General features: G+C 54.9%; 17 protein-coding genes, 7 tRNA genes and 3 rRNA genes. 18 read left to right on the top strand and 9 right to left on the bottom strand.

The annotated features are described in order from the left end of the window. Window positions 1–172 precede the first annotated feature (172 nt). The 5 genes from csrA (at window position 173) to ACZZ0A_RS18140 (ending at window position 995) form a co-directional block, all read left to right on the top strand. On the top strand, window positions 173–361 hold the full coding sequence (gene csrA, locus ACZZ0A_RS18160; protein ID WP_002554426.1) for a carbon storage regulator CsrA: 189 nt from the start codon (window positions 173–175) through the stop codon (window positions 359–361). 62 nt (window positions 362–423) lie between these two features. After that, window positions 424–514, top strand: a tRNA-Ser gene (locus ACZZ0A_RS18155). 107 nt (window positions 515–621) lie between these two features. Next, window positions 622–698 (top strand) — tRNA-Arg (locus ACZZ0A_RS18150). A 71-nt stretch (window positions 699–769) separates the two neighbouring features. Further along, a tRNA-Arg gene (locus tag ACZZ0A_RS18145) sits at window positions 770–846 on the top strand. Between the two features lie 72 nt (window positions 847–918). Then, window positions 919–995, top strand: a tRNA-Arg gene (locus ACZZ0A_RS18140). Window positions 996–1,014: 19 nt separating this feature from the next. Here ACZZ0A_RS18140 and ACZZ0A_RS18135 read toward each other — a convergent pair. Further along, window positions 1,015–1,533 carry a cell envelope protein SmpA gene (locus tag ACZZ0A_RS18135; RefSeq protein WP_414915538.1) on the bottom strand — a complete coding sequence of 173 codons (519 nt, stop codon included), beginning with the start codon at window positions 1,531–1,533 and terminating at the stop codon, window positions 1,015–1,017. A 321-nt stretch (window positions 1,534–1,854) separates the two neighbouring features. Here ACZZ0A_RS18135 and mgtE point away from each other — a divergent pair, with 321 nt between their 5' ends. Further along, entirely contained in the window at window positions 1,855–3,297 is a 1,443-nt protein-coding gene (gene mgtE, locus ACZZ0A_RS18130; protein ID WP_463543538.1) for a magnesium transporter, read from the top strand. A 113-nt stretch (window positions 3,298–3,410) separates the two neighbouring features. On the opposite strand, the gene ACZZ0A_RS18125 is transcribed toward mgtE, so the two are convergent. Further along, entirely contained in the window at window positions 3,411–3,737 is a 327-nt protein-coding gene (locus ACZZ0A_RS18125) for an Arc family DNA-binding protein (RefSeq protein ID WP_003178899.1), read from the bottom strand. Between the two features lie 389 nt (window positions 3,738–4,126). On the opposite strand from ACZZ0A_RS18125, the gene phnN reads away from it, so the two are divergent. Further along, entirely contained in the window at window positions 4,127–4,696 is a 570-nt protein-coding gene (gene phnN, locus ACZZ0A_RS18120) for a phosphonate metabolism protein/1,5-bisphosphokinase (PRPP-forming) PhnN (protein ID WP_095112209.1), read from the top strand. On the opposite strand, the gene ACZZ0A_RS18115 is transcribed toward phnN, so the two are convergent. Both ACZZ0A_RS18115 and ACZZ0A_RS18110 read right to left on the bottom strand, forming a co-directional pair. Continuing rightward, window positions 4,671–4,850, bottom strand: a complete 180-nt coding sequence (locus tag ACZZ0A_RS18115; RefSeq protein WP_463543537.1) for a PA3371 family protein — start codon at window positions 4,848–4,850, stop codon at window positions 4,671–4,673. The two genes, phnN and ACZZ0A_RS18115, sit on opposite strands and share 26 nt — an antisense overlap. A 20-nt stretch (window positions 4,851–4,870) precedes the next feature. Next, complete coding sequence (locus tag ACZZ0A_RS18110) at window positions 4,871–5,107, bottom strand: hypothetical protein (protein WP_463543536.1); 237 nt, start codon at window positions 5,105–5,107, stop codon at window positions 4,871–4,873. Between the two features lie 294 nt (window positions 5,108–5,401). Here ACZZ0A_RS18110 and ACZZ0A_RS18105 point away from each other — a divergent pair. The 6 genes from ACZZ0A_RS18105 to rrf all read left to right on the top strand — a co-directional run bounded on the left by ACZZ0A_RS18105 (window position 5,402) and on the right by rrf (window position 11,438). Beyond that, window positions 5,402–5,479 (top strand) — tRNA-Arg (locus tag ACZZ0A_RS18105). A gap of 659 nt (window positions 5,480–6,138) precedes the next feature. Then, a 16S ribosomal RNA gene (locus ACZZ0A_RS18100) occupies window positions 6,139–7,675 on the top strand. 162 nt (window positions 7,676–7,837) lie between these two features. Continuing rightward, window positions 7,838–7,914, top strand: a tRNA-Ile gene (locus ACZZ0A_RS18095). 30 nt (window positions 7,915–7,944) lie between these two features. Then, a tRNA-Ala gene (locus ACZZ0A_RS18090) sits at window positions 7,945–8,020 on the top strand. Between the two features lie 233 nt (window positions 8,021–8,253). Next, a 23S ribosomal RNA gene (locus ACZZ0A_RS18085) occupies window positions 8,254–11,170 on the top strand. A gap of 152 nt (window positions 11,171–11,322) precedes the next feature. Next, window positions 11,323–11,438: ribosomal RNA gene (rrf, locus tag ACZZ0A_RS18080) — 5S ribosomal RNA — on the top strand. The 16S, 23S and 5S rRNA genes sit together here with 2 tRNA genes alongside, the layout of an rRNA operon. 218 nt (window positions 11,439–11,656) lie before the next feature. Here the strand turns inward: rrf and ACZZ0A_RS18075 are convergent. Further along, window positions 11,657–12,934: a lysozyme inhibitor LprI family protein gene (locus ACZZ0A_RS18075; protein WP_414916492.1), complete on the bottom strand. Its 1,278-nt coding sequence runs from the start codon at window positions 12,932–12,934 to the stop codon at window positions 11,657–11,659. A 282-nt stretch (window positions 12,935–13,216) separates the two neighbouring features. On the opposite strand from ACZZ0A_RS18075, the gene ACZZ0A_RS18070 reads away from it, so the two are divergent. The 4 genes from ACZZ0A_RS18070 to ACZZ0A_RS18055 all read left to right on the top strand — a co-directional run bounded on the left by ACZZ0A_RS18070 (window position 13,217) and on the right by ACZZ0A_RS18055 (window position 18,464). Beyond that, window positions 13,217–14,821: a response regulator gene (locus tag ACZZ0A_RS18070; RefSeq protein ID WP_414893964.1), complete on the top strand. Its 1,605-nt coding sequence runs from the start codon at window positions 13,217–13,219 to the stop codon at window positions 14,819–14,821. Then, window positions 14,818–15,510: a sensor histidine kinase gene (locus ACZZ0A_RS18065; protein ID WP_463543535.1), complete on the top strand. Its 693-nt coding sequence runs from the start codon at window positions 14,818–14,820 to the stop codon at window positions 15,508–15,510. Before ACZZ0A_RS18070 ends, ACZZ0A_RS18065 begins: the two co-directional genes overlap by 4 nt. Window positions 15,511–15,755: 245 nt before the next feature. Beyond that, window positions 15,756–16,997, top strand: a complete 1,242-nt coding sequence (locus ACZZ0A_RS18060; RefSeq protein ID WP_463544103.1) for a glutamine synthetase family protein — start codon at window positions 15,756–15,758, stop codon at window positions 16,995–16,997. Between the two features lie 69 nt (window positions 16,998–17,066). Next, window positions 17,067–18,464, top strand: a complete 1,398-nt coding sequence (locus tag ACZZ0A_RS18055; RefSeq protein ID WP_095114526.1) for an MFS transporter — start codon at window positions 17,067–17,069, stop codon at window positions 18,462–18,464. 67 nt (window positions 18,465–18,531) lie between these two features. Here the strand turns inward: ACZZ0A_RS18055 and ACZZ0A_RS18050 are convergent, their stop codons facing one another. The 4 genes from ACZZ0A_RS18050 to flgA all read right to left on the bottom strand — a co-directional run bounded on the left by ACZZ0A_RS18050 (window position 18,532) and on the right by flgA (window position 21,121). Then, window positions 18,532–19,278 (bottom strand): flagellar brake protein, encoded by a 747-nt coding sequence (locus tag ACZZ0A_RS18050; RefSeq protein ID WP_007917600.1) that lies wholly within the window; start codon window positions 19,276–19,278, stop codon window positions 18,532–18,534. Between the two features lie 89 nt (window positions 19,279–19,367). Beyond that, window positions 19,368–19,835, bottom strand: a complete 468-nt coding sequence (locus ACZZ0A_RS18045) for a flagella synthesis protein FlgN (protein ID WP_007917598.1) — start codon at window positions 19,833–19,835, stop codon at window positions 19,368–19,370. A gap of 48 nt (window positions 19,836–19,883) precedes the next feature. After that, on the bottom strand, window positions 19,884–20,210 hold the full coding sequence (gene flgM / locus ACZZ0A_RS18040; RefSeq protein WP_123376398.1) for a flagellar biosynthesis anti-sigma factor FlgM: 327 nt from the start codon (window positions 20,208–20,210) through the stop codon (window positions 19,884–19,886). A 149-nt stretch (window positions 20,211–20,359) separates the two neighbouring features. Then, window positions 20,360–21,121: a flagellar basal body P-ring formation chaperone FlgA gene (gene flgA / locus ACZZ0A_RS18035; protein WP_463544102.1), complete on the bottom strand. Its 762-nt coding sequence runs from the start codon at window positions 21,119–21,121 to the stop codon at window positions 20,360–20,362. Between the two features lie 82 nt (window positions 21,122–21,203). Between flgA and ACZZ0A_RS18030 the strand changes: the two genes are divergently transcribed. Then, complete coding sequence (locus ACZZ0A_RS18030) at window positions 21,204–22,136, top strand: chemotaxis protein CheV (RefSeq protein WP_007917585.1); 933 nt, start codon at window positions 21,204–21,206, stop codon at window positions 22,134–22,136. Window positions 22,137–22,171: the final 35 nt, after the last annotated feature.

Below are 22,171 nucleotides of genomic sequence, written 5' to 3'. Positions count from 1 at the left end.
GGCGCGGTCTGACCGCGCCCTTTATTTTTTGAATGGCGCGAGCCCTGAACTGTTCTTTTGCTCGCGCTGGTCAATACTCAGGCATGTAGGGCTACGATCGCTCCGGTTGTAGGTCGGGTGCCTTTTTTTTGCAGACTGTTGTCCCTGAACTGAATTGCGTAAGGAGAAAGGTATGCTGATTCTGACTCGTCGGTGCGCAGAAAGCCTGATTATCGGTGATGGCGAAATCACCGTGACCGTGCTCGGCGTTAAAGGAAATCAAGTGCGTATCGGCGTCAATGCCCCGAAAGAGGTTGCCGTGCACCGTGAGGAAATTTACCTGCGTATAAAGAAAGAGAAGGACGAAGAACCAAGCCATTAATTTTTATCGATTTTTATGTTTGCAAACGGGGAAAAGGTTGGTTAAGATACGCCCCGTGTTGCGGAGAGCTGGCCGAGTGGCCGAAGGCGCTCCCCTGCTAAGGGAGTACACCTCAAAAGGGTGTCGGGGGTTCGAATCCCCCGTTCTCCGCCATTATTTGCTTAGTACGTCGTAATCTGGCTTTTTCTGTAAGTTGTTGAAATTAATAGAAAAAGTGGTTGGAATAGAGATTAGACGGGCTATAATGCGGCGCAACAAATGCACTCGTAGCTCAGCTGGATAGAGTACTCGGCTACGAACCGAGCGGTCACAGGTTCGAATCCTGTCGAGTGCACCATTTAAGAGTTAGTTACAGCAATGTAAATAGCTCGGCTTCAACCAGATGTGATCTGGTCTAAAAACACAAATGCACTCGTAGCTCAGCTGGATAGAGTACTCGGCTACGAACCGAGCGGTCACAGGTTCGAATCCTGTCGAGTGCACCATTTAAGAGTTAGTTGCAGCAATGTGAATAACTTGGTTTCAGCCAGTTGTGGTCTGGTCTAAAAACACAAATTGCACTCGTAGCTCAGCTGGATAGAGTACTCGGCTACGAACCGAGCGGTCACAGGTTCGAATCCTGTCGAGTGCACCATATACCGAAAAGCCCGCGTTTAACGCGGGCTTTTTGCTGTCCGGGATTTGGTTTTTGCCTTCACGCATCCCCTCTCATCAAAATCTATTTGAGCCGAACGGCCTCGCTTGAGGTCATAGCGATAGCTGGTCGCCGATGTTCGAATATTCACCTTGTCCGGTTTGCCTAACGCGCTTTCGACGTCTTGCTGACTCATGCCGGCAATGACTCGGCGATTGATGATCGCTTCGCGACGTTGTCTCGCGTCGATCAGATTTCCGCATTTGTCTTCAGTGTGGCCAACGATGCCCGGTTCTCGGCCTGCGGTTGTCATGCCGAAAGTTTCTTTATGGTTGTGTTCTGGCATCACGGCCACAACTGATCCGGGCGAGTAGGGGTGAACTTCCTGTGCCGAGCGCCGTTCACCTTGCGCACAGCTCATCGAGGTGAAGGTGATGCTGCCATCGGCGGCTTCGCAGCGATGGAGGGTGAGGGCGGCCCCGGTCGGCGGCAGGCAGAACAGGCTGGTGAGTACAAGGTGGGATGGTTTCAATGGCATTCGACGTCCTCCATGACGATCTACGCTCAAGGGTAGTCGCTACATTTTCCAGTGCCGGTGTGTTTTCTTTTCAGGATGAGTCGTCGCATGTGCAGGGATCAGGACAGTGCTCAGGATTGTTTCGCAAGCGCTTGTTTCGACCGCGATTTTTTAACGTTTTAAACCGTCAGGCGGTGTATCATTGCGCCCGTCAGCCCCGCCGGGGCTTGTGGAAAACCTCCATGGACTTACCCAGTAGTTACTCAGTACCCCGTTTCACCAATCATGAACTGACTGATTGATCCTTCCGGCGTGCCCCGCTGCTGGGAGTGGAGTTCGCCTATGTCTGAAATCGAAGTAAAGAAAACACAAGAAAGCCTGCAGGATCGCCTGGCTCAGGTTGTCGAGTTGCTGCAGCGTCAGCGCGTCGTCGAAGACCTGACTCATCGCCAGGAAGGCGCGCATCACGATCGCGTCGAAAACCTGGTTCATCGACAAAATCTCGTCGAGCTGCAACGCAAGCTTGATGATCTGCACTCTGCCGACGTCGCCTACATCCTTGAAGCCTTGCCGCTGGACGATCGTCTGACGCTCTGGCAATTGGTCAAGGCTGATCGCGACGGCGATATCCTTCTCGAAGTATCCGACTCTGTTCGTGAAACGCTGATCGCCGACATGGACGATCACGAGCTCCTGGCCGCGGCCAAGGACATGGACGCCGACGAACTTGCTGACCTGGCTTCCGAGCTGCCGCGAGACGTCGTCCACGAGCTGATGGAGAGTCTGGATAACCAGCAACGTGAATGCGTGCGGTCGGCCCTGTCTTACGACGAGGAGCAGGTCGGTGCGTTGATGGACTTCGAGATGGTGACTATCCGTGAGGATGTCAGTCTCGAAGTGGTTCTGCGCTATCTGCGTCGCCTCAAAGAGCTTCCAGGTCATACCGACAAGCTCTTTGTCGTTGATTACGATGGTGTGCTCAAGGGTGTACTGCCGATCAAGCGCCTTTTGGTCAATGACCCGGACAAACAAGTTGCCGAGGTGATGGCCAGTGATCCGGTGAGCTTCCACCCGGACGAAGATGCCTACGACGCCGCACAGGCCTTCGAGCGTTACGACTTGATCTCCGCCCCGGTAGTCGATAAGAACGGCAAGTTGATCGGCCGTCTGACGATCGACGAAATGGTCGATCTGATTCGTGAGGAAAGCGAGAACGAAGTCCTCAACATGGCCGGTCTGCGTGAAGAGGAGGATATCTTCGCTTCGGTATGGAAGTCTCTGCGTAACCGTTGGGCGTGGCTGGCGATCAACTTGATCACTGCGTTTGTCGCGTCGCGAGTGATCGGTCTGTTCGAGGGTTCGATTGAGAAGCTGGTAGCACTGGCGGCACTCATGCCGATCGTGGCGGGTATTGGTGGTAATTCCGGTAACCAGACGATCACCATGATCGTTCGCGCCATGGCGCTCGATCAGGTCAGTACCGGTAATACTTCGCGCCTGATGCGCAAGGAGTTGGCGGTAGGCTTGATCAATGGCTTGGTCTGGGGAGGTGTGATCGGTGTTGTTGCCTATCTGCTCTACGGGAGTTGGTCCCTGGGCGTGGTAATGACCGCGGCAATGACACTTAACCTGTTACTGGCTGCATTGATGGGCGTTTTGATCCCTATGACCCTGGCGAAGATGGGGCGAGATCCGGCAATGGGAGCCAGCGTGATGATCACTGCGATGACCGACAGTGGTGGCTTCTTCATATTCCTGGGGTTGGCGACAATCTTCCTGCTCTAACCGGCAGCATTGAAACAGCCCGCCAATTGGCGGGCTTTTTTGTGCCTGCGATTACCCAAAATCCGCGCGAAAAAAAGCCAGCAATTAAGCTGGCTTGAGATGTTCGGTATGGCTCAGGACGCGTCTGCTGCCATTTCTGCATCGTGGGCAATCAAGGACACCAGAGCATTTTGTTGACGGTGAGACAGCTGGCGGAAACGTTGCAACAGCTCGCGCTCGTGCAACGACAGCTCCGGGCTGTCCAGGCGCATGCTCAGCTCTTCGCCCAGTGCACCTTCCTGAATAAGACTCTGCTCAAGGCGCGCAATGATTTCGGAGTTCATGCTGCGATGATGATTGCGAGCCACCTCGGCAATGCGTTCCCGCATTCCGTCTGGCAGACGTACGACGAACTTGTCAGCCGTACGGCTGGAATAAATTGCCTGTTTCAATGGGCGCATATATTTAACCGGTTAGTTCAGGGGAGCGGTTCTCGGGATTGGCCGCAGGATGTGTGGTAGGACAAGCATCCGCGCCAAATGGTTCAACCTGAATTGTTAAGAGGCCCGCATCATGCCTCAAAATTGCCAGATCATTGGCGTCAATTCTGTGACAAATATTGAGCTGGGTAAAGGCGTAATGCCAGCACCAATTATCAGAAATGCGGACTGGTTTGAAATCTTCGCCACTGTCCGCATCCTTGTTCGGTTCCTGCCGCACATCAATTGATGTCCGAAGGCATCAGAACGTGCATTCTATGCGGGTTCTAAATCCTTGTTCCTTACCTGTACAGGATAGTGGCAAATTGCCGATTTACTAGTGGCATACCCTGCTGGAGGGTGTTTTCAGGATGGATGGCAAGCTAATTTATTTGATGGGGCCGTCCGGTTCGGGAAAGGACAGTTTGATTGAAGCTGCGCGGGTGCCATTGCGTGCGTTGAACTGCGAGGTGATGCGTCGGGTGATCACGCGATCCGCTGAATCGGTAGGAGAGGATGCCATTGGGGTGACACCGGAGGAGTTCGAGCGACGCGAGCGCGCTGGCGACTTCTCGCTGGCCTGGCGCGCCAATGGTCTTGCCTATGGAATTACGGTGGAAATGGATCAGCGACTGAAAGCTGGTCAGCATGTGTTGGTCAACGGTTCCCGCGCCAATCTGCGCCAGGCATTGGAGCGCTATCCGGCGCTGCTGCCGGTTTTGCTTACGGTCAGGAATGAAGTTTTGCGAGAACGTCTGCTCAGACGTGGTCGAGAGACGCTTGAGCAGATTGAAGAACGACTGGCTCGCAATGCGTTGTTCAAGGATCGCAGGTCAAGTGATGGGCCGGTATATCACATCGATAATTCCGGAAATCTGGCGGAGGCCGTCAATGATCTTCTGCGCCTGATCGGGATCAACGTAAAACCGGATCAAATTTGATTTTCCGTCCGGCAGCCATTGCAAGCACAAACAGCACTGTAAACACACCGCAGCCAACCAGTGGCAGGGTGATTTCGGTACCCTCGAACAACGATAAATGCACAACGCCGCTCAATAAAGCGAGGATCAGAAATCCTGCAGCTGATTTGGACATTTTGTACTCCTGAAGATATTTCAAAAAACCAGATGTTCTGAAGTCAGTGCTGGCAGCGTCTGCCCGGAAATACTGACGGCTTGTGAGGGGGGGTTGACCTGATCGCTCAGCACCGCCAGTTGCGGCGTTCTCTGTACCTGCAGGTAATGTGGTATACGCTGAACCAATGGCTCTGGTGCGGAACTCTCGGGGATAAATTGGGAGCTCACCAAAACCACTAGAGCAATTGCGTTCGCAAGCAAAAGAGTGCTGTTCATGGGGCGTGGCTCCGAATGTTCTTCTATAGAACAGATAAAGCAGCCGTCGTGCCAACAGTTTAACCTCTGTTAAGTCCTTTAAAAACAAGCATTTGAGAGGCTTTTTCGGCTTGCTTGGATTGCAATCTGCAATGAAGGCGTTAGGGAGGGGTGCAAAATGCACGGTAATTCTTCCCGCGATATGGCAGGGCGGCTACCTACACTTAAAAAGCCCTACGGACGACATGACAAATCCGGGTGCGGTGGTTAACATGCACGCCGTCCGTCATGCAGCGTCTGCTGCGACAAGCGTGTGTCCCAGTAGCTCAATTGGATAGAGCATCCCCCTCCTGAAGGGGAAGGTTGGCAGTTCGAACCTGCCCTGGGACACCATCTATTTGTTGAAACTCCTCTCCTTTGATATTCGCTGACCTCGTGCTCAAGCTTTGCTACGAGCCAGGGTGGGTTTGCCTATGCTTTCTGGCTGAAGGCTTGATTCCAGGTAAGGCTTAGGTGAGCGCCTCTATATAGAAGGCTTTTCCTTGCTTCGATAGAAAAGCGCAATTAACGCTTGACGACAGATTTCAGATGTCTATAATTCGCCCCACTTCCGGCGCAGTCGAAACGGAAAACTCCTTGAGATTCAATGAGTTATGTAGGTTTCGGCAGTGAGTTGCTTCAGTTTATCGAAGCCGAAAGGAAGTTGAAAAAGAGGTGTTGACAGCAGCGTGTAACGCTGTAGAATTCGCCTCCCGCTGACGAGAGATCTGAAGCGCAAGTGGTTGAAGTTGTTGAAGAATTCTTCGAAAACTTCTGAAAATAATCACTTGACAGCAAATGAGGCTGCTGTAGAATGCGCGCCTCGGTTGAGACGAAAGATCTTAACCAACCGCTCTTTAACAACTGAATCAAGCAATTCGTGTGGGTGCTTGTGGAGTCAGACTGATAGTCAACAAGATTATCAGCATCACAAGTTACTCCGCGAGAAATCAAAGATGTAACCAACGATTGCTGAGCCAAGTTTAGGGTTTCTTAAAAACCCAAAGATGTTTGAACTGAAGAGTTTGATCATGGCTCAGATTGAACGCTGGCGGCAGGCCTAACACATGCAAGTCGAGCGGATGAGAGGAGCTTGCTCCTGGATTCAGCGGCGGACGGGTGAGTAATGCCTAGGAATCTGCCTGGTAGTGGGGGACAACGTTTCGAAAGGAACGCTAATACCGCATACGTCCTACGGGAGAAAGCAGGGGACCTTCGGGCCTTGCGCTATCAGATGAGCCTAGGTCGGATTAGCTAGTTGGTGAGGTAATGGCTCACCAAGGCGACGATCCGTAACTGGTCTGAGAGGATGATCAGTCACACTGGAACTGAGACACGGTCCAGACTCCTACGGGAGGCAGCAGTGGGGAATATTGGACAATGGGCGAAAGCCTGATCCAGCCATGCCGCGTGTGTGAAGAAGGTCTTCGGATTGTAAAGCACTTTAAGTTGGGAGGAAGGGCAGTAAATTAATACTTTGCTGTTTTGACGTTACCGACAGAATAAGCACCGGCTAACTCTGTGCCAGCAGCCGCGGTAATACAGAGGGTGCAAGCGTTAATCGGAATTACTGGGCGTAAAGCGCGCGTAGGTGGTTCGTTAAGTTGGATGTGAAATCCCCGGGCTCAACCTGGGAACTGCATTCAAAACTGTCGAGCTAGAGTATGGTAGAGGGTGGTGGAATTTCCTGTGTAGCGGTGAAATGCGTAGATATAGGAAGGAACACCAGTGGCGAAGGCGACCACCTGGACTGATACTGACACTGAGGTGCGAAAGCGTGGGGAGCAAACAGGATTAGATACCCTGGTAGTCCACGCCGTAAACGATGTCAACTAGCCGTTGGGAGCCTTGAGCTCTTAGTGGCGCAGCTAACGCATTAAGTTGACCGCCTGGGGAGTACGGCCGCAAGGTTAAAACTCAAATGAATTGACGGGGGCCCGCACAAGCGGTGGAGCATGTGGTTTAATTCGAAGCAACGCGAAGAACCTTACCAGGCCTTGACATCCAATGAACTTTCCAGAGATGGATTGGTGCCTTCGGGAACATTGAGACAGGTGCTGCATGGCTGTCGTCAGCTCGTGTCGTGAGATGTTGGGTTAAGTCCCGTAACGAGCGCAACCCTTGTCCTTAGTTACCAGCACGTTATGGTGGGCACTCTAAGGAGACTGCCGGTGACAAACCGGAGGAAGGTGGGGATGACGTCAAGTCATCATGGCCCTTACGGCCTGGGCTACACACGTGCTACAATGGTCGGTACAAAGGGTTGCCAAGCCGCGAGGTGGAGCTAATCCCATAAAACCGATCGTAGTCCGGATCGCAGTCTGCAACTCGACTGCGTGAAGTCGGAATCGCTAGTAATCGTGAATCAGAATGTCACGGTGAATACGTTCCCGGGCCTTGTACACACCGCCCGTCACACCATGGGAGTGGGTTGCACCAGAAGTAGCTAGTCTAACCTTCGGGAGGACGGTTACCACGGTGTGATTCATGACTGGGGTGAAGTCGTAACAAGGTAGCCGTAGGGGAACCTGCGGCTGGATCACCTCCTTAATCGACGACATCAGCTGCTCCATAAGTTCCCACACGAATTGCTTGATTCATTGAAGAAGACGAAAGAAGCAGCCTGTATCGGTTTGTAGCTGAGTTGGTTAGAGCGTACCCCATGCTTTGTGGTTAAGAGCAGGGTGAGGTCGGCCTTAGTAGCTCGAAATTGGGTCTGTAGCTCAGTTGGTTAGAGCGCACCCCTGATAAGGGTGAGGTCGGCAGTTCGAATCTGCCCAGACCCACCAATTTTGTGTGGGAAACGCCTGTAGAAATACGGGGCCATAGCTCAGCTGGGAGAGCGCCTGCCTTGCACGCAGGAGGTCAGCGGTTCGATCCCGCTTGGCTCCACCATATAACTGCTTCTGAAAGCTTAGAAATGAGTATTCCTTGAGAATATTGATTTCTAGTCTTTTGATTAGATCGTTCTTTAAAAATTTGGGTATGTGATAGAAAGATAGACTGAACGTTACTTTCACTGGTAACGGATCAGGCTAAGGTAAAATTTGTGAGTTCTCTTAGTTGAGAAATTCGAATTTTCGGCGAATGTCGTCTTCACAGTATAACCAGATTGCTTGGGGTTATATGGTCAAGTGAAGAAGCGCATACGGTGGATGCCTTCGGCAGTCAGAGGCGATGAAAGACGTGGTAGCCTGCGAAAAGCTTCGGGGAGTCGGCAAACAGACTTTGATCCGGAGATGTCTGAATGGGGGAACCCAGCCATCATAAGATGGTTATCTTGTACTGAATACATAGGTGCAAGAGGCGAACCAGGGGAACTGAAACATCTAAGTACCCTGAGGAAAAGAAATCAACCGAGATTCCCTTAGTAGTGGCGAGCGAACGGGGACTAGCCCTTAAGTGGCTTTGAGATTAGCGGAACGCTCTGGAAAGTGCGGCCATAGTGGGTGATAGCCCTGTACGCGAAAATCTCTTAGTCATGAAATCGAGTAGGACGGAGCACGAGAAACTTTGTCTGAATATGGGGGGACCATCCTCCAAGGCTAAATACTACTGACTGACCGATAGTGAACTAGTACCGTGAGGGAAAGGCGAAAAGAACCCCGGAGAGGGGAGTGAAATAGATCCTGAAACCGTATGCGTACAAGCAGTGGGAGCCCACTTTGTTGGGTGACTGCGTACCTTTTGTATAATGGGTCAGCGACTTATTTTCAGTGGCGAGCTTAACCGAATAGGGGAGGCGTAGCGAAAGCGAGTCTTAATAGGGCGTCTAGTCGCTGGGAATAGACCCGAAACCGGGCGATCTATCCATGGGCAGGTTGAAGGTTGGGTAACACTAACTGGAGGACCGAACCGACTACCGTTGAAAAGTTAGCGGATGACCTGTGGATCGGAGTGAAAGGCTAATCAAGCTCGGAGATAGCTGGTTCTCCTCGAAAGCTATTTAGGTAGCGCCTCATGTATCACTGTAGGGGGTAGAGCACTGTTTCGGCTAGGGGGTCATCCCGACTTACCAAACCGATGCAAACTCCGAATACCTACAAGTGCCGAGCATGGGAGACACACGGCGGGTGCTAACGTCCGTCGTGAAAAGGGAAACAACCCAGACCGTCAGCTAAGGTCCCAAAGTTATGGTTAAGTGGGAAGCGATGTGGGAAGGCTTAGACAGCTAGGAGGTTGGCTTAGAAGCAGCCACCCTTTAAAGAAAGCGTAATAGCTCACTAGTCGAGTCGGCCTGCGCGGAAGATGTAACGGGGCTCAAACCATACACCGAAGCTACGGGTATCACCTTCGGGTGATGCGGTAGAGGAGCGTTCTGTAAGCCTGTGAAGGTGAGTTGAGAAGCTGCTGGAGGTATCAGAAGTGCGAATGCTGACATGAGTAACGACAATGGGTGTGAAAAACACCCACGCCGAAAGACCAAGGTTTCCTGCGCAACGTTAATCGACGCAGGGTTAGTCGGTCCCTAAGGCGAGGCTGAAAAGCGTAGTCGATGGAAAACAGGTTAATATTCCTGTACTTTCTGGTTATTGCGATGGAGGGACGGAGAAGGCTAGGCCAGCTTGGCGTTGGTTGTCCAAGTTTAAGGTGGATAGGCTGAGATCTTAGGTAAATCCGGGATCTTAAGGCCGAGAGCTGATGACGAGTGTTTGCTTTTAGAACACGAAGTGGTTGATGCCATGCTTCCAAGAAAAGCTTCTAAGCTTCAGGTAACGAGGAACCGTACCCCAAACCGACACAGGTGGTTGGGTCAGAGAATGCCAAGGCGCTTGAGAGAACCTCGGGTGAAGGAACTAGGCAAAATGGCACCGTAACTTCGGGAGAAGGTGCGCCGGTGAGGGTGAGAGGACTTGCTACCGTAAGCTCATGCCGGTCGAAGATACCAGGCCGCTGCGACTGTTTACTAAAAACACGGCGCTCTGCAAACACGAAAGTGGACGTATAGGGTGTGACGCCTGCCCGGTGCCGGAAGGTTTAATTGATGGGGTTAGCTAACGCGAAGCTCTTGATCGAAGCCCCGGTAAACGGCGGCCGTAACTATAACGGTCCTAAGGTAGCGAAGTTCGGCTCGTCGGGTAAGTTCCGACCTGCACGAATGGCGTAACGATGGCGGCGCTGTCTCCGCCCGAGACTCAGTGAAATTGAGATCGCTGTGAAGATGCAGTGTATCCGCGGCTTAGACGGAAAGACCCCGTGAACCTTTACTATAGCTTTGCACTGGACTTTGAATTTGCTTGTGTACGAGATAGGTGGGAGGCTTTGAAGCGTGGACGCCAGTTCGCGTGGAGCCATCCTTGAAATACCACCCTGGCAACTTTGAGGTTCTAACTCAGGTCCGTTATCCGGATCGAGGACAGTGTATCGTCGGTAGTTTCGACTGGGGCTGGTCTCCTCCTAGAGAGTAACGAGGAAGAAACCGAAGGTGCACGCTCAAGCAGGTCGGCAACTGAGCTCGTAGAGTATAAAGGCGAAAGCGCGCTTGACTGCGAGACAGACACGTCGAGCAGGTACGAAAGTAGGTCTTAGTGATCCGGTGGTTCTGTATGGAAGGGCCATCGCTCAACGGATAAAAGGTACTCCGGGGATAACAGGCTGATACCGCCCAAGAGTTCATATCGACGGCGGTGTTTGGCACCTCGATGTCGGCTCATCACATCCTGGGGCTGAAGCCGGTCCCAAGGGTATGGCTGTTCGCCATTTAAAGTGGTACGCGAGCTGGGTTTAGAACGTCGTGAGACAGTTCGGTCCCTATCTGCCGTGGACGTTTGAGATTTGAGAGGGGCTGCTCCTAGTACGAGAGGACCGGAGTGGACGAACCTCTCGGTGTTCCGGTTGTCACGCCAGTGGCATTGCCGGGTAGCTATGTTCGGGAAAGATAACCGCTGAAAGCATCTAAGCGGGAAACTTGCCTCAAGATGAGATCTCACTGGAACCTTGAGTTCCCTGAAGGGCCGTCGAAGACTACGACGTTGATAGGTTGGGTGTGTAAGCGCTGTGAGGCGTTGAGCTAACCAATACTAATTGCCCGTGAGGCTTGACCATATAACACCCAAGCAATTTGCGTCGAAGAGACCAGATTGCGGTGTGTGAAGACGAAACGAACCGAAAGTTCGAAAGACTCACAAAACACCAGCTGTCACATACCCAATTTGCTGAAGCGAGGCCATCAGGCCACGACTCAGTACCCCGAATTTCTTGACGACCATAGAGCGTTGGAACCACCTGATCCCATCCCGAACTCAGCAGTGAAACGATGCATCGCCGATGGTAGTGTGGGGTTTCCCCATGTGAGAGTAGGTCATCGTCAAGATTAAATTCCGAAACCCCAATTGCGAAAGCAGTTGGGGTTTTGTTTTGCCTGTAGAAAAGTTTATCCGGGATAAAAGTTCGGGCAGACTATGAAGTTCAAATTCAAAGCCCCGTCGCAATGGAAATTGCGACGGGGCTTTTGCAGTACCGTCAGCCGACGAATTGCCACGGCGAGCCGCGACTACATCATTGATTGTGAACATTAGACGGGGTGCGCGGTTAACCTTCGTTCAGCTCAATTTTACCCATTGAGGTACTGACTTCGGTTATGTGTCGGCGACCGTAGACTTCGTATGTGCGGCTGCCGTCATCGCTTTCCGGTTTACGCAATGCCAGTTGCGCGAACAAACCATTCTTTTCGCTGTAACTGCCGAACCAGTCGATCAAAGCACCGATGTAACAATCATTGCCAATGAAGACCGGCAGGTCGGCGACTTTTTCAATGCTGTAATGCGCCGGGCCAAAGCTGTAGTAATCGTTTTCACCGGCGCCGGTAGCCGGAATAGGGCAGAGCGGTTCTTTTGAAGGGATAGCGGCGGTTTCATTTACTTTCGCCACTGCCAGATTGAGCGCTCGGTGCAGATCGGGTTCGAGTTCAAACGTGCTGTTGCCGTCATCTTTGTGTTGAAGAACGGGCACTTCGAGGTCGTAGCGATAACGGATCGTCATCGTAGGCACCTGGACGTTGATTTTCAGCGGGTTGAGCAAGTAGATCCGATCAGCGCCGTACTCGCTGTTTCGATAAGCCGCGTAAGTTTTGCCACGCAGGCTTATCCAGTCCACTGACTGATTGGCGCCGCGATCATTGGTGTAGAACAGCGAACTTTCAGGCTCAACAGAACGTTTGACGAACCGTTCTCCGTCGCGACGCCAGGTTTCCACATAGGTGAACAGACCGGTGCCCCCGGCGTAGGTATTCACAATTAGATCACGCTGCCCGTCGCCATCCAGATCCTGCAAGGTGTAAGAGGTCAGGCCGGTTTCGGCAGCGTCAGTGATCCGCGAAGCGGTCAACGCTCGCCATTCATTGGCAGTAACGCCTTTGGGCTGCGCTGTCGGAAAGTACGTTATCGAAGAGTCATCTTCATTGGCATCGCCATGAAAACCGACGGCAGTCGTTTTGACGGCGAGCGCGGCGAGTGCCCGGTCCAGCGCAAATTCGGGATCATCTTTACTGGCGGCTTGAATGCGTTTTTGCAGATCGTCCAGCGCCTGTTCATCGAGGTCATCCGGTTGATAGGCAACCGCTGCCTGCCACTGCGCGCGTAACGCTTGCAGGCGCTCTTGATAGTGCTGGCTCAGGCACGAAACGTCTTCGGCGCATTCATTGCGGGCTTTTAACCACAGCCTTTGAGTGCGCTTGAGTTCAGCTTGTGCGGGAGCAGAGGCTTTGAATAAATCCCGATAAACCACACCCATCTGCGCATCCAGTTCATACAACTGATTGTTCGCGCAAACAGTGTTTTCGACGGCATTCGCCGCTTTTGTGCAATCCATTCCAGCCGCCATTGCCTGCTGAACAAACAGCAGAGCGCAGGCGGAAGCGATGTAGCGTCCTTTGATGTACACGATCTAAGCCTTGTAGTGGGAGGGTGTCCTAGTGCGCAGGGTAAAGGCTGGGTGAGGAATCTTGAAGCATCCGCTTCAGGGAACCGCACTTCTGGCCGATAACCCATTCGGTGACTTCAAAGTCGCGCGAAATCACTTGATAGCATTTGGCCGCCAGCTATCATCTGCGCGCCTGAAATTGCCCTCACTTCAATTGCCTGGAAATCTTCGATGCTGTCGTATCACCAAAAGAGTTTTCTGATCGTCGATGATTTCTCCGATTTCCGCAGTTCCGTTCGTTCGATGTTGCGTGAGCTCGGGGTCAAGGACGTCGATACCGCCGACACCGGTGAGCAGGCGCTGAAGATGTGCGCGCAGAAGTCTTACGATTTCATTCTGCAGGATTTCCATCTTGGCGACGGTAAGAAAAACGGCCAGCAGGTACTCGAAGACCTGATGCTGGAAAAGCTCATCAGCCATGAAGCGGTGTTTGTCATGGTCACCGCCGAAACCAGCCAGGCGATGGTACTCAGTGCCCTGGAGCACGAGCCGGATGCGTACCTGACCAAACCGTTCAACCGTTCCGGCCTCGCCCAGCGCCTGGAGCGTCTGGAGCAGCGCAAGACGTTGCTCAAACCGATTCTGCAGGCCCTCGACCGTGGCAAACCGGTCGAGGTGCTAAACGCTTGTATCGCCTTGTGTAAGCAGGACATCCGTTATTCGCCACTGTGCCTGCGCTACCGCGCTGATGCGCTGCGCGACCTGAACCAGAACGAAGCGCTGGAGCGCCTCTACGACAGCATCATTGCTGACCGCCCATTGCCGTGGGCATTTGCCGGATTGGGCAAGTTGCTGTTCAAGCGAGGTCAGGTCGCACAGGCTAAAGGCGTTTATGAGAAAGCGCTCAAGGTGTTCCCGATGATGCCGTCGCTGTATGACGGTATGGCCGATGTGCTGGTATCGGAGGGCGATACCAAAGGCGCGCAGCAGGTGCTCGAAGAGGCCATTCGTCTTTCGCCATTGGCGGTGCGCCGACAGGCATTGCTGGGCAAACTGGCGATGGCCAACGAGGATTTCGACACCGCTTCGCGTGCTTATCGTCAGGCAGTGTCGCAAGGTGCGCAATCGCGGTTCAAGGACCCGGAAAGTAACCTAGGTCTCGCTCACGCGTTGATCAGCAAGGGCAGCGAGCGCGGTCTCGACACGCGCACGCGTCTTGAGATCAACACCACCCTCAGCGCCGTGGCCAAAGAAAACCCGACCGATCCGGGCCTGCAGATTCGTGCACGTCTGATGAAAGCCACCAGCCTGCTCCTCAACGATGCCGAAACCGCCGACAAACTCACCGAGCAAGCGCTGATGCGTCTCGACGGCATGGAGCAGTTCATGAGTCCGGAAGCGGCGCTGCTGGTCGCCAAGCAATTGCAGATGCTCGGTCAGGCCGAGGCGGGCACCTCGATGCTCAAAAGCTGTGCGGAGATCTACGGTGACGACCCGGCGGTAATGAAAGACATCGCCAAGCTGACCGATGACCCGACTATTCTCAACTCCAGTAACGCTGCTGCCGACCTCAATCGTCAGGGCGTGCGAGTGTACAAGACCGGTAATCTGGTGGAGGCCCGCGAGGTCTTCCGCAAGGCGCTGAAGATGCAACCGAAGAACATCAGTATCGCCCTGAACATGGCCCAGTCGCTGCTCCACGGCACCGACACCAGTGTGCCGTCGGCGGAGCTGGAAGAATGTCGGGCCTGCCTGAAAATGGTCGGCCTGATGCCCGACACCGACGCGCGTTTTGCGCGTTATCAGAAGCTGAAAAGCAAGGCGTTTGGCGAATGAACCAAGACGAGCAGGCTCTGGATTTTTCCACGGTGATCGCCTCCACCGTCCACGACATGAAGAACTCGCTGGCCATGCTCATGCAGGCCCATAGCCAATGGCTGGCGCGCTTGCCTGAGGCGCAGCGCCAAGGCTCGGAGCAGGGTGTGATCGACTTCGAGTTCGCCCACCTCAATGGCATGCTGGTGCAGTTGCTCGGGCTGTATAAGCTCGGCGTCAACCAGATGCCGCTGCAACCGGCGTATCACGAACTGGACGACTTCATCGAGGCACAACTGGCGGCGCATCAAGAGGTGTTTGCCAGTCGCGGCATTATCGCCACCTATGAAGTCGACCCGCTAAGCCCGTTGGGTTTCTTCGACCGCGAACTGGTTGCCTCGGTGCTGGGTAACTGCATCAACAATGCGATTCGTTATGCCCGGGAATCCCTGCTGATTACCGTCAGCGACGAGGCCGGGCAACTGGTGCTGAGCATCAACGACGACGGCCACGGTTACCCGGTCGAGATGCTCGAGCGTCAGGCCGATTATGTGCAAGGCATCAACCACAGCAGCGGCAGCACCGGCCTCGGGTTGTATTTCGCCAATCGCATCGCGGCGCTGCATCAGCGCAACGGTGTCGAAGGTCGCACCGAAATCCGCAATGGCGGGCCATTGGGCGGCGGCGTCTTCAGCCTCTACCTACCCTGAACGCAAATCCCCTTGCAGGTGCTGCCGAAGGGAGCATTCGCGTTGTCTGTTTTTTTGTTTGACGCTGCTTGATATTCCGAACAGCCGAAGCCTATTTTGTACGGGTCGCCGTTCGCGGCTCGCACAATAACAAGGATTGCGTCATGACAACCGATGGCCAGCGTTCACTCGCGCAGCGATTGACGGGCATTGATGAGATTGAATGTGTCACGCCGGATTTGAACGGCGTACCACGGGGTAAAGTGATGACCGCCGAGGGTTTCCTCGAAGGGCGGCGTTTGCAGCTGGCGCGGGGAGTGCTGCTGCAATGCATCATGGGCGGTTACCCGGCAGCGCGTTTTTATGGCAGCGATGACGGAGACTTGGCGCTGGTCGCCGAGCCGACCCAGATCCATCGTTTGCCATGGAGCGACGACCCGCGAGCCCTGGCTATTTGCGACGCCGATGAACTGACCGGCGAAAGCTCCAATCTGTCGACCCGTGGCCAGTTGAAAAAAGTCATTGCCCGTTACGCCGAGCGCGGCCTGGCGCCGGTGGTGGCGACCGAGCTGGAATTCTTTGTCTTCGCGCCGAACACCGATCCGACCCAACCATTCCGGCCTCCCGTCGGTCTCGACGGTCGCCGCGAGGATGGCCAATCCGCGTTCAGCATCAGCTCCAATAACGGTCTGCGGCCATTCTTCAACGAAGTCTATAAATGCATGGCCGCCCTCGGTCTGCCGCGCGATACCTTCATGCACGAGATGGGCGTCAGCCAGTTCGAGATCAATCTGCTGCACGGCGATCCGCTGTTACTCGCCGACCAGACGTTCCTGTTCAAGCACCTGCTCAAGGAAGTCGCGCTCAAGCATGGCCTGACCGTGGTCTGCATGGCCAAACCGCTGGCCCACACGCCGGGCAGTTCGATGCACATTCATCAGAGCATCGTCGAGATCGCCAGCGGCAAGAATGTCTTCAGTGATGCGCACGGTGAACCGACCGCGATGTTCCGCCACTTCATCGGCGGTCAACAGGCGGGCATGGCCGATTTCACCGCACTGTTTGCACCCAATGTGAATTCCTATCAGCGCCTTTGCCATCCCTATGCATCGCCGAACAACGCGTGCTGGTCCCACGACAACCGTGCGGCCGGCCTGCGGATTCCGGCGAGTGCGGCGGTCGCTCGTCGGGTGGAAAATCGTTTGCCGGGAGCCGATGCCAATCCGTATCTGGCGATCGCCGCCAGTCTGGCTGCCGGTTTGCATGGTATCGAGCACGAGCTGGAACCGAGCGAAGCCATTCAGGGCGAGTTCGAGGTGCCGGATAATCTCTCGCTGCCGTGTACTTTGCATGCCGCACTCGAACGTCTGAAACGTAGCCAATTGGCGAGGGAACTGTTCGGACAGGAGTTCATCGAAGGCTACATCGCTTCGAAGACCATGGAGTTGACCAGCTTCTTTGATGAAATCACTCCCTGGGAACGGCGTGTTCTAGCAGCCCAGGCCTGACGAACTGTCGCCACCGGGCTATCGTTTTGATAGTCCGGTCTTTACTGCAAGGAGCCGCTCGGAACGCCGATGCGCCAAATCTGGAAATCCTTTCGAGCGTTGTATTTCGCCTCGCTGATGATGTTGATCGGCTCGGGCCTTCTATCCACTTATCTGGCCTTGCGTCTGGCCGCTGACAATGTCGATGGGCTGTGGGTCGGTGCGCTGATGGCGGCCAACTATTTCGGTCTGGTGCTGGGCGGCAAGATCGGTCACCGACTGATTGCCCGGGTCGGGCATATCCGCGCTTATTCTGCGTGTGCCGGGATTGTCGGGGCGGCGGTGCTGGGCCATGGGCTGGTCGATTGGCTGCCGGCGTGGCTGGTGCTGCGGACCATCGTCGGTCTGGGCATGATGTGCCAGTACATGGTGATCGAGAGCTGGCTCAACGAGCAGGCGGATGCCAATCAGCGAGGTCTGGTGTTCAGCGGTTACATGATCGCTTCGTACCTGGGCCTGGTGCTCGGTCAACTGATTCTGGTCATGCATCCGGGCTTGGGCCTGGAACTGCTGATGCTGGTCGCGCTGTGCTTTGCGCTGTGTCTGGTACCGGTGACGTTGACTCGGCGGATTCACCCGGCGCCCCTGCATCCGGCACCGATGGAACCGCGCTTCTTTATCAAGCGCGTGCCGCAGTCGTTGAGTACGGTCCTGGGTGCCGGTTTGATCATCGGTTCGTTCTATGGTCTGGCGCCGCTGTATGCCTCGCAACAAGGCCTGTCGACCGAGCAAGTCGGTCTGTTCATGGGTAGCTGCATTTTTGCTGGTTTGTTGGTGCAGTGGCCGTTGGGCTGGTTGTCCGATCGTTATGACCGGGCGCTGCTGATTCGCTGCTTTGCCGGGTTCCTGGCGGTGGCGGCGTTGCCGTTGGCGGTGCTGCCGCAGGTGCCGCTGGAGGTGCTGTTCGGGGTTGGCTTCCTGTGCTCACTGGTGCAGTTCTGCCTGTATCCGCTGGCGGTGGCGTTCTCCAATGACCATGTGGAAGGTGATCGGCGGGTGTCGCTGACGGCGATGCTGTTGGTGACTTACGGTGTTGGTGCGAGCATCGGACCGTTGCTGGCGGGCGTGCTGATGAAACTGTTCGGCAGTCAGAGCCTGTATGCGTTCTTCAGCTTTTTCGCGCTGGTGCTGGTGTGGCGGATCCGGCCGAAAGCCGTGACCAATCTGCATCAGGTCGACGACGCGCCGCTGCATCACGTGGCCATGCCCGACAGTATGTCCAGCTCGCCGCTGGTGGCGGCCCTCGACCCTCGAGTAGACGAGCAGGTGGTGCAGGAGCAGATGGTGCAGGACCCTTTGCAGGCGCCGACAACGCCTGAGCCTGAGCCTGAGCCTGAAGCCGATGCGCAGCCAGAGCTTGCAGCAGAAGCGGAGCCTGATAGTGGCAGTGACAAGCCTGCTCCGGATCTCAGTGGCGGCAGACCTTGAACTGAACAAAACGCATGGCGCATAAAAAAGGGCAGCCCTGGGCTGCCCTTTTTATTGGCCGGACGAATCAGAGATCGTCTTTGTCGAAACGGCGTGCCTCACGTTGCAGCTGATACACAAAACGCTCAACGTTGCGCGCGGCCTGACCACTGATGTTGTGGAAACGCAGGCCGGCGAAGGTGATGTTGAGTTTTTCTTCGAAGTGCAGATAACGCAGTTCAACGGAGGTCGGCTGGTTGCCGAACAGCGGCGGGGCAATCAGGCGGTCATAGACCTGGCCCAGTTGCAGGCGATCAGTGATATCGCCTTCGAAACGCAGCTTGCAGCCGGTCGCGGAGATATCCAGCAGTTTGCCGTTGATCGGCGCCTTGAGCTTTTCACCGCCCAATTCAACGCTGACCAGATCAGTCAGTTTCAGTGCGGCGCGGAAAGCATTGCGGCGCTGGTGGTAAACCACTTCGGTCGGTAGCTCGCCGGTGTAGAAGCGATCACCGTCGGATTCCTCGATATTCAACGTGCCGGTGCATTCCCAGGCAATGCGCACACCGTCATGAAAGCCTTCGACCTTGAACGGCTCGCCGGCCAGCAGGAAGCGTTCGCCGTCACGCGGGATCATCTCGTCCAGCGCGATCGAAGCGCTGTCGCGGTCGACTTTGATCAGATAGCTCTGGAAGCGCTGGCTGCGCTCATGAAAGGTAATGATCAGCGGATCGTGGCTTTCTTGCAGTTGGCGCAGGTTGCTGGAGATTTCCAGTGGCGTGGTGAGCACCTTAGGGGGCTGCGGAGCATCATCCGCGCTGAGGGCGTTGGACACGGTTAATCAATCTCCAGACAAAATATGACGACTAGCCAGCGATTTTGCCAGCATGTTCCGCGGGTTGATAGAGCTGGCGCATCAACGGCTCATGCCTGGCTGAGCGGACGCGGTATGGCGGGTTTGGCAAAGGTGCCACTGGCGTTATAAAGCGCTGGCGCTTCACCGCCGGTGAGGATCTTCAGCTGATTGGCCGTGGCGGCCTGCTGGATCTGAATGGACTGGCCATTCTTGACGTTGGCGGCCTGGCATTGAGCGATCAGATCGGTCAATGCATCGCCTTGCGTCAACAGCTGCTCGCCAATGCTCGACTGGCTGGCCAGTTGCACAAGGCCTGTACGATCAGTCGGCAGGTTGAGGCTGGCGAGGATTTCGCTGCGTTTGCGGCCATGCTGTTCAAGCAGAATGATCAATGCCTGTTTGTGCGCCAGAATTTCTTCCAGCAGTGGCATGTCGCGACCGTGCAACGCGAGAGATTCGGTTTGCAGCAACTCCAGCAATTGTTGAGCTGGAGCAAAGTCGTCGTTGATCAGTTGCAATAAATTAGTGTCGTGCATGGCTGGCCTTGGGTATTAAGCGTCCAAAAGCCTCGCGCCGGCAAAGGCCTAGCGCTGGGCTTCGAAGTTGAGCAGTTTGCTGGCTACACGGTTGCTGTCGACTTTATAGCTGCCATCGGCAATCGCGGCTTTCAACTCGGCCACACGGGCTTTGTCGACAGCAGGTTGATCGCGCAGCTTGTCAGTGACCTTCTGCAACTGTTGAGCCTCATTACTGAGGTGTACCGATTCCCCGCTTTTTGCGGTACTGGCCGTTTCGGCCTGGGTATTCAGCGGCGCGGAGGTGCCGGTTTCGGCGGTTTCCTTGGCGTTGCTGGTACGTGTACTGCCCGTAAGTGACGAGGAGCTGTTCAAACGGCTGAAATCGATGACCATGATAAAAAACCTCTGGGAATTTGGACGCTTGCCATGTTTTCGGCCATCCCCTGGAAAACTTTAGGCACATTTACAATGAGCCTTGCATGCGCCGGCGCGTGTCCTGCTGCGGCACAGTTTAGGGAACAGCCGGGGCTAGCGCCAGTTTTCTACATCGCCACTTCCACTTGGCCCGGCGCGGTGACTTGCGCCTTGATGACCCGTTGCGAGTTGAGGTTTTTCACCCGGATCTGTTCTTTCAAACCGCCATTGGCCAGCGCTTCACCGGGCATGCGCACGGCGAGCGTGCCGCTGCGCGCAGTGATGACCACTTGATCGCCCTTGCGAATGACTTCGGCCTGTTCCAGATGAACCAGGGTAATGACCTGATCGGCTACCGTTGGTCGGGTCAATTTCTGCCCGATCGCTTCGTCTACCGAGGTCAGAAAGCCTTGGTTGATCGTGCTCACGTCGCGCTCTCGCAGGGTCACGTCCTGTGGCTCGATAATCCCTGCGCGTTTCAGCGGCCGCGTGGTGGTCACAATCTCGCGAAACAGGCGGACTTGAGCGGGCACGAACACGGTCCAGGGCGAGGCGCCCTCACAGCGGACCTTCACGGTAACCCGGCCCAACGGACGTGCCGGGCTCTCCAGAGTCGCTGTCAATTCCTTGTCGCACATAGGCATGCGCATACGCGGGTCGAGCTTGTTGACTTCGATTTCATAGCGGCCTTCCGTTTGACTGGTAGCCAGATAGTCTTCTACGGTGAATTCAAGAAAGCCCTGAGTGACGCCGATAAGCATGTCAGGCAAGGTAACCGCATCAGCAATGGCAGGGCTGCCAGCAAAAGAGCAGCAAATGGCGCACGCGACACAAAGCCCTCTGCGAAGAGGTGATGTCAGGCGTCGGAAAAATGTCGTTTGAGCGTTCATACGAGTTAAAAAGCAAGCGCCGTGCCGTTTAGCAATGAATGTGCGTCGCAACAACACTTGGCGTTGGTGTAGGAGTCTGGGCATGGCTGGTGTAATGGATTCGGTGAACCAGCGCACGCAACTGGTAGGGCAGAATCGCCTGGAGCTGTTGTTGTTCCGTCTCGACGGTCAGCAGCTCTATGGAATCAACGTGTTCAAGGTGCGGGAAGTGTTGCAGTGCCCGTCGCTGACGTTGATGCCCAAGTCCAGTCCTGTCGTGTGCGGGGTGGCAAATATCCGGGGGGCGACCATTCCGATCCTTGATCTGGCAATGGCCACCGGTTCCGGAGCGTTGAAAGACAAGAACAACCCGTTCGTGATCATCACGGAGTACAACACCAAGACCCAGGGTTTCCTGGTCCGCTCGGTGGAGCGCATCGTCAACATGAACTGGGAAGAGATTCATCCACCACCCAAGGGCACGGGTCGCGATCATTACTTGACCGCTGTGACTCGGGTGGACAATCAGTTAGTCGAAATCATCGACGTCGAGAAAGTGCTGGCGGAAGTTGCGCCGACACCGGAAGCGATTTCGGTGGGCGTGGTCGATGTCGAGACCCAGACCAAAGCACTGTCGTTGCGTGTCTTGACGGTCGATGACTCGTCGGTGGCGCGCAAGCAGGTCACGCGTTGTCTGCAGACCATCGGTGTCGAAGTGGTGGCGCTGAACGACGGCAAGCAGGCGCTGGATTACCTGCGCAAGCTGGTCGATGAGGGCAAGAAGCCGGAAGAAGAGTTCCTGATGATGATTTCCGACATCGAGATGCCGGAGATGGACGGGTACACCCTGACGGCGGAAATCCGCGGCGACGCACGCATGCAAAAGCTTCATATCATCCTGCATACTTCGTTGTCGGGGGTATTCAATCAGGCGATGGTCAAGAAAGTCGGTGCCGATGACTTTTTGGCCAAATTCCGCCCTGATGACCTCGCATCCCGGGTAGTCGACCGGATCAAAGCAGCAGATATCAGCTAGGGGCGTTTTGTCCCTGGCGGTCAACACGATTTAAG

The sequence above is a fragment of the Pseudomonas sp. AC242 genome (genome assembly GCF_979258655.1).
This window is presented reverse-complemented; position numbering and strand designations above follow the sequence as displayed.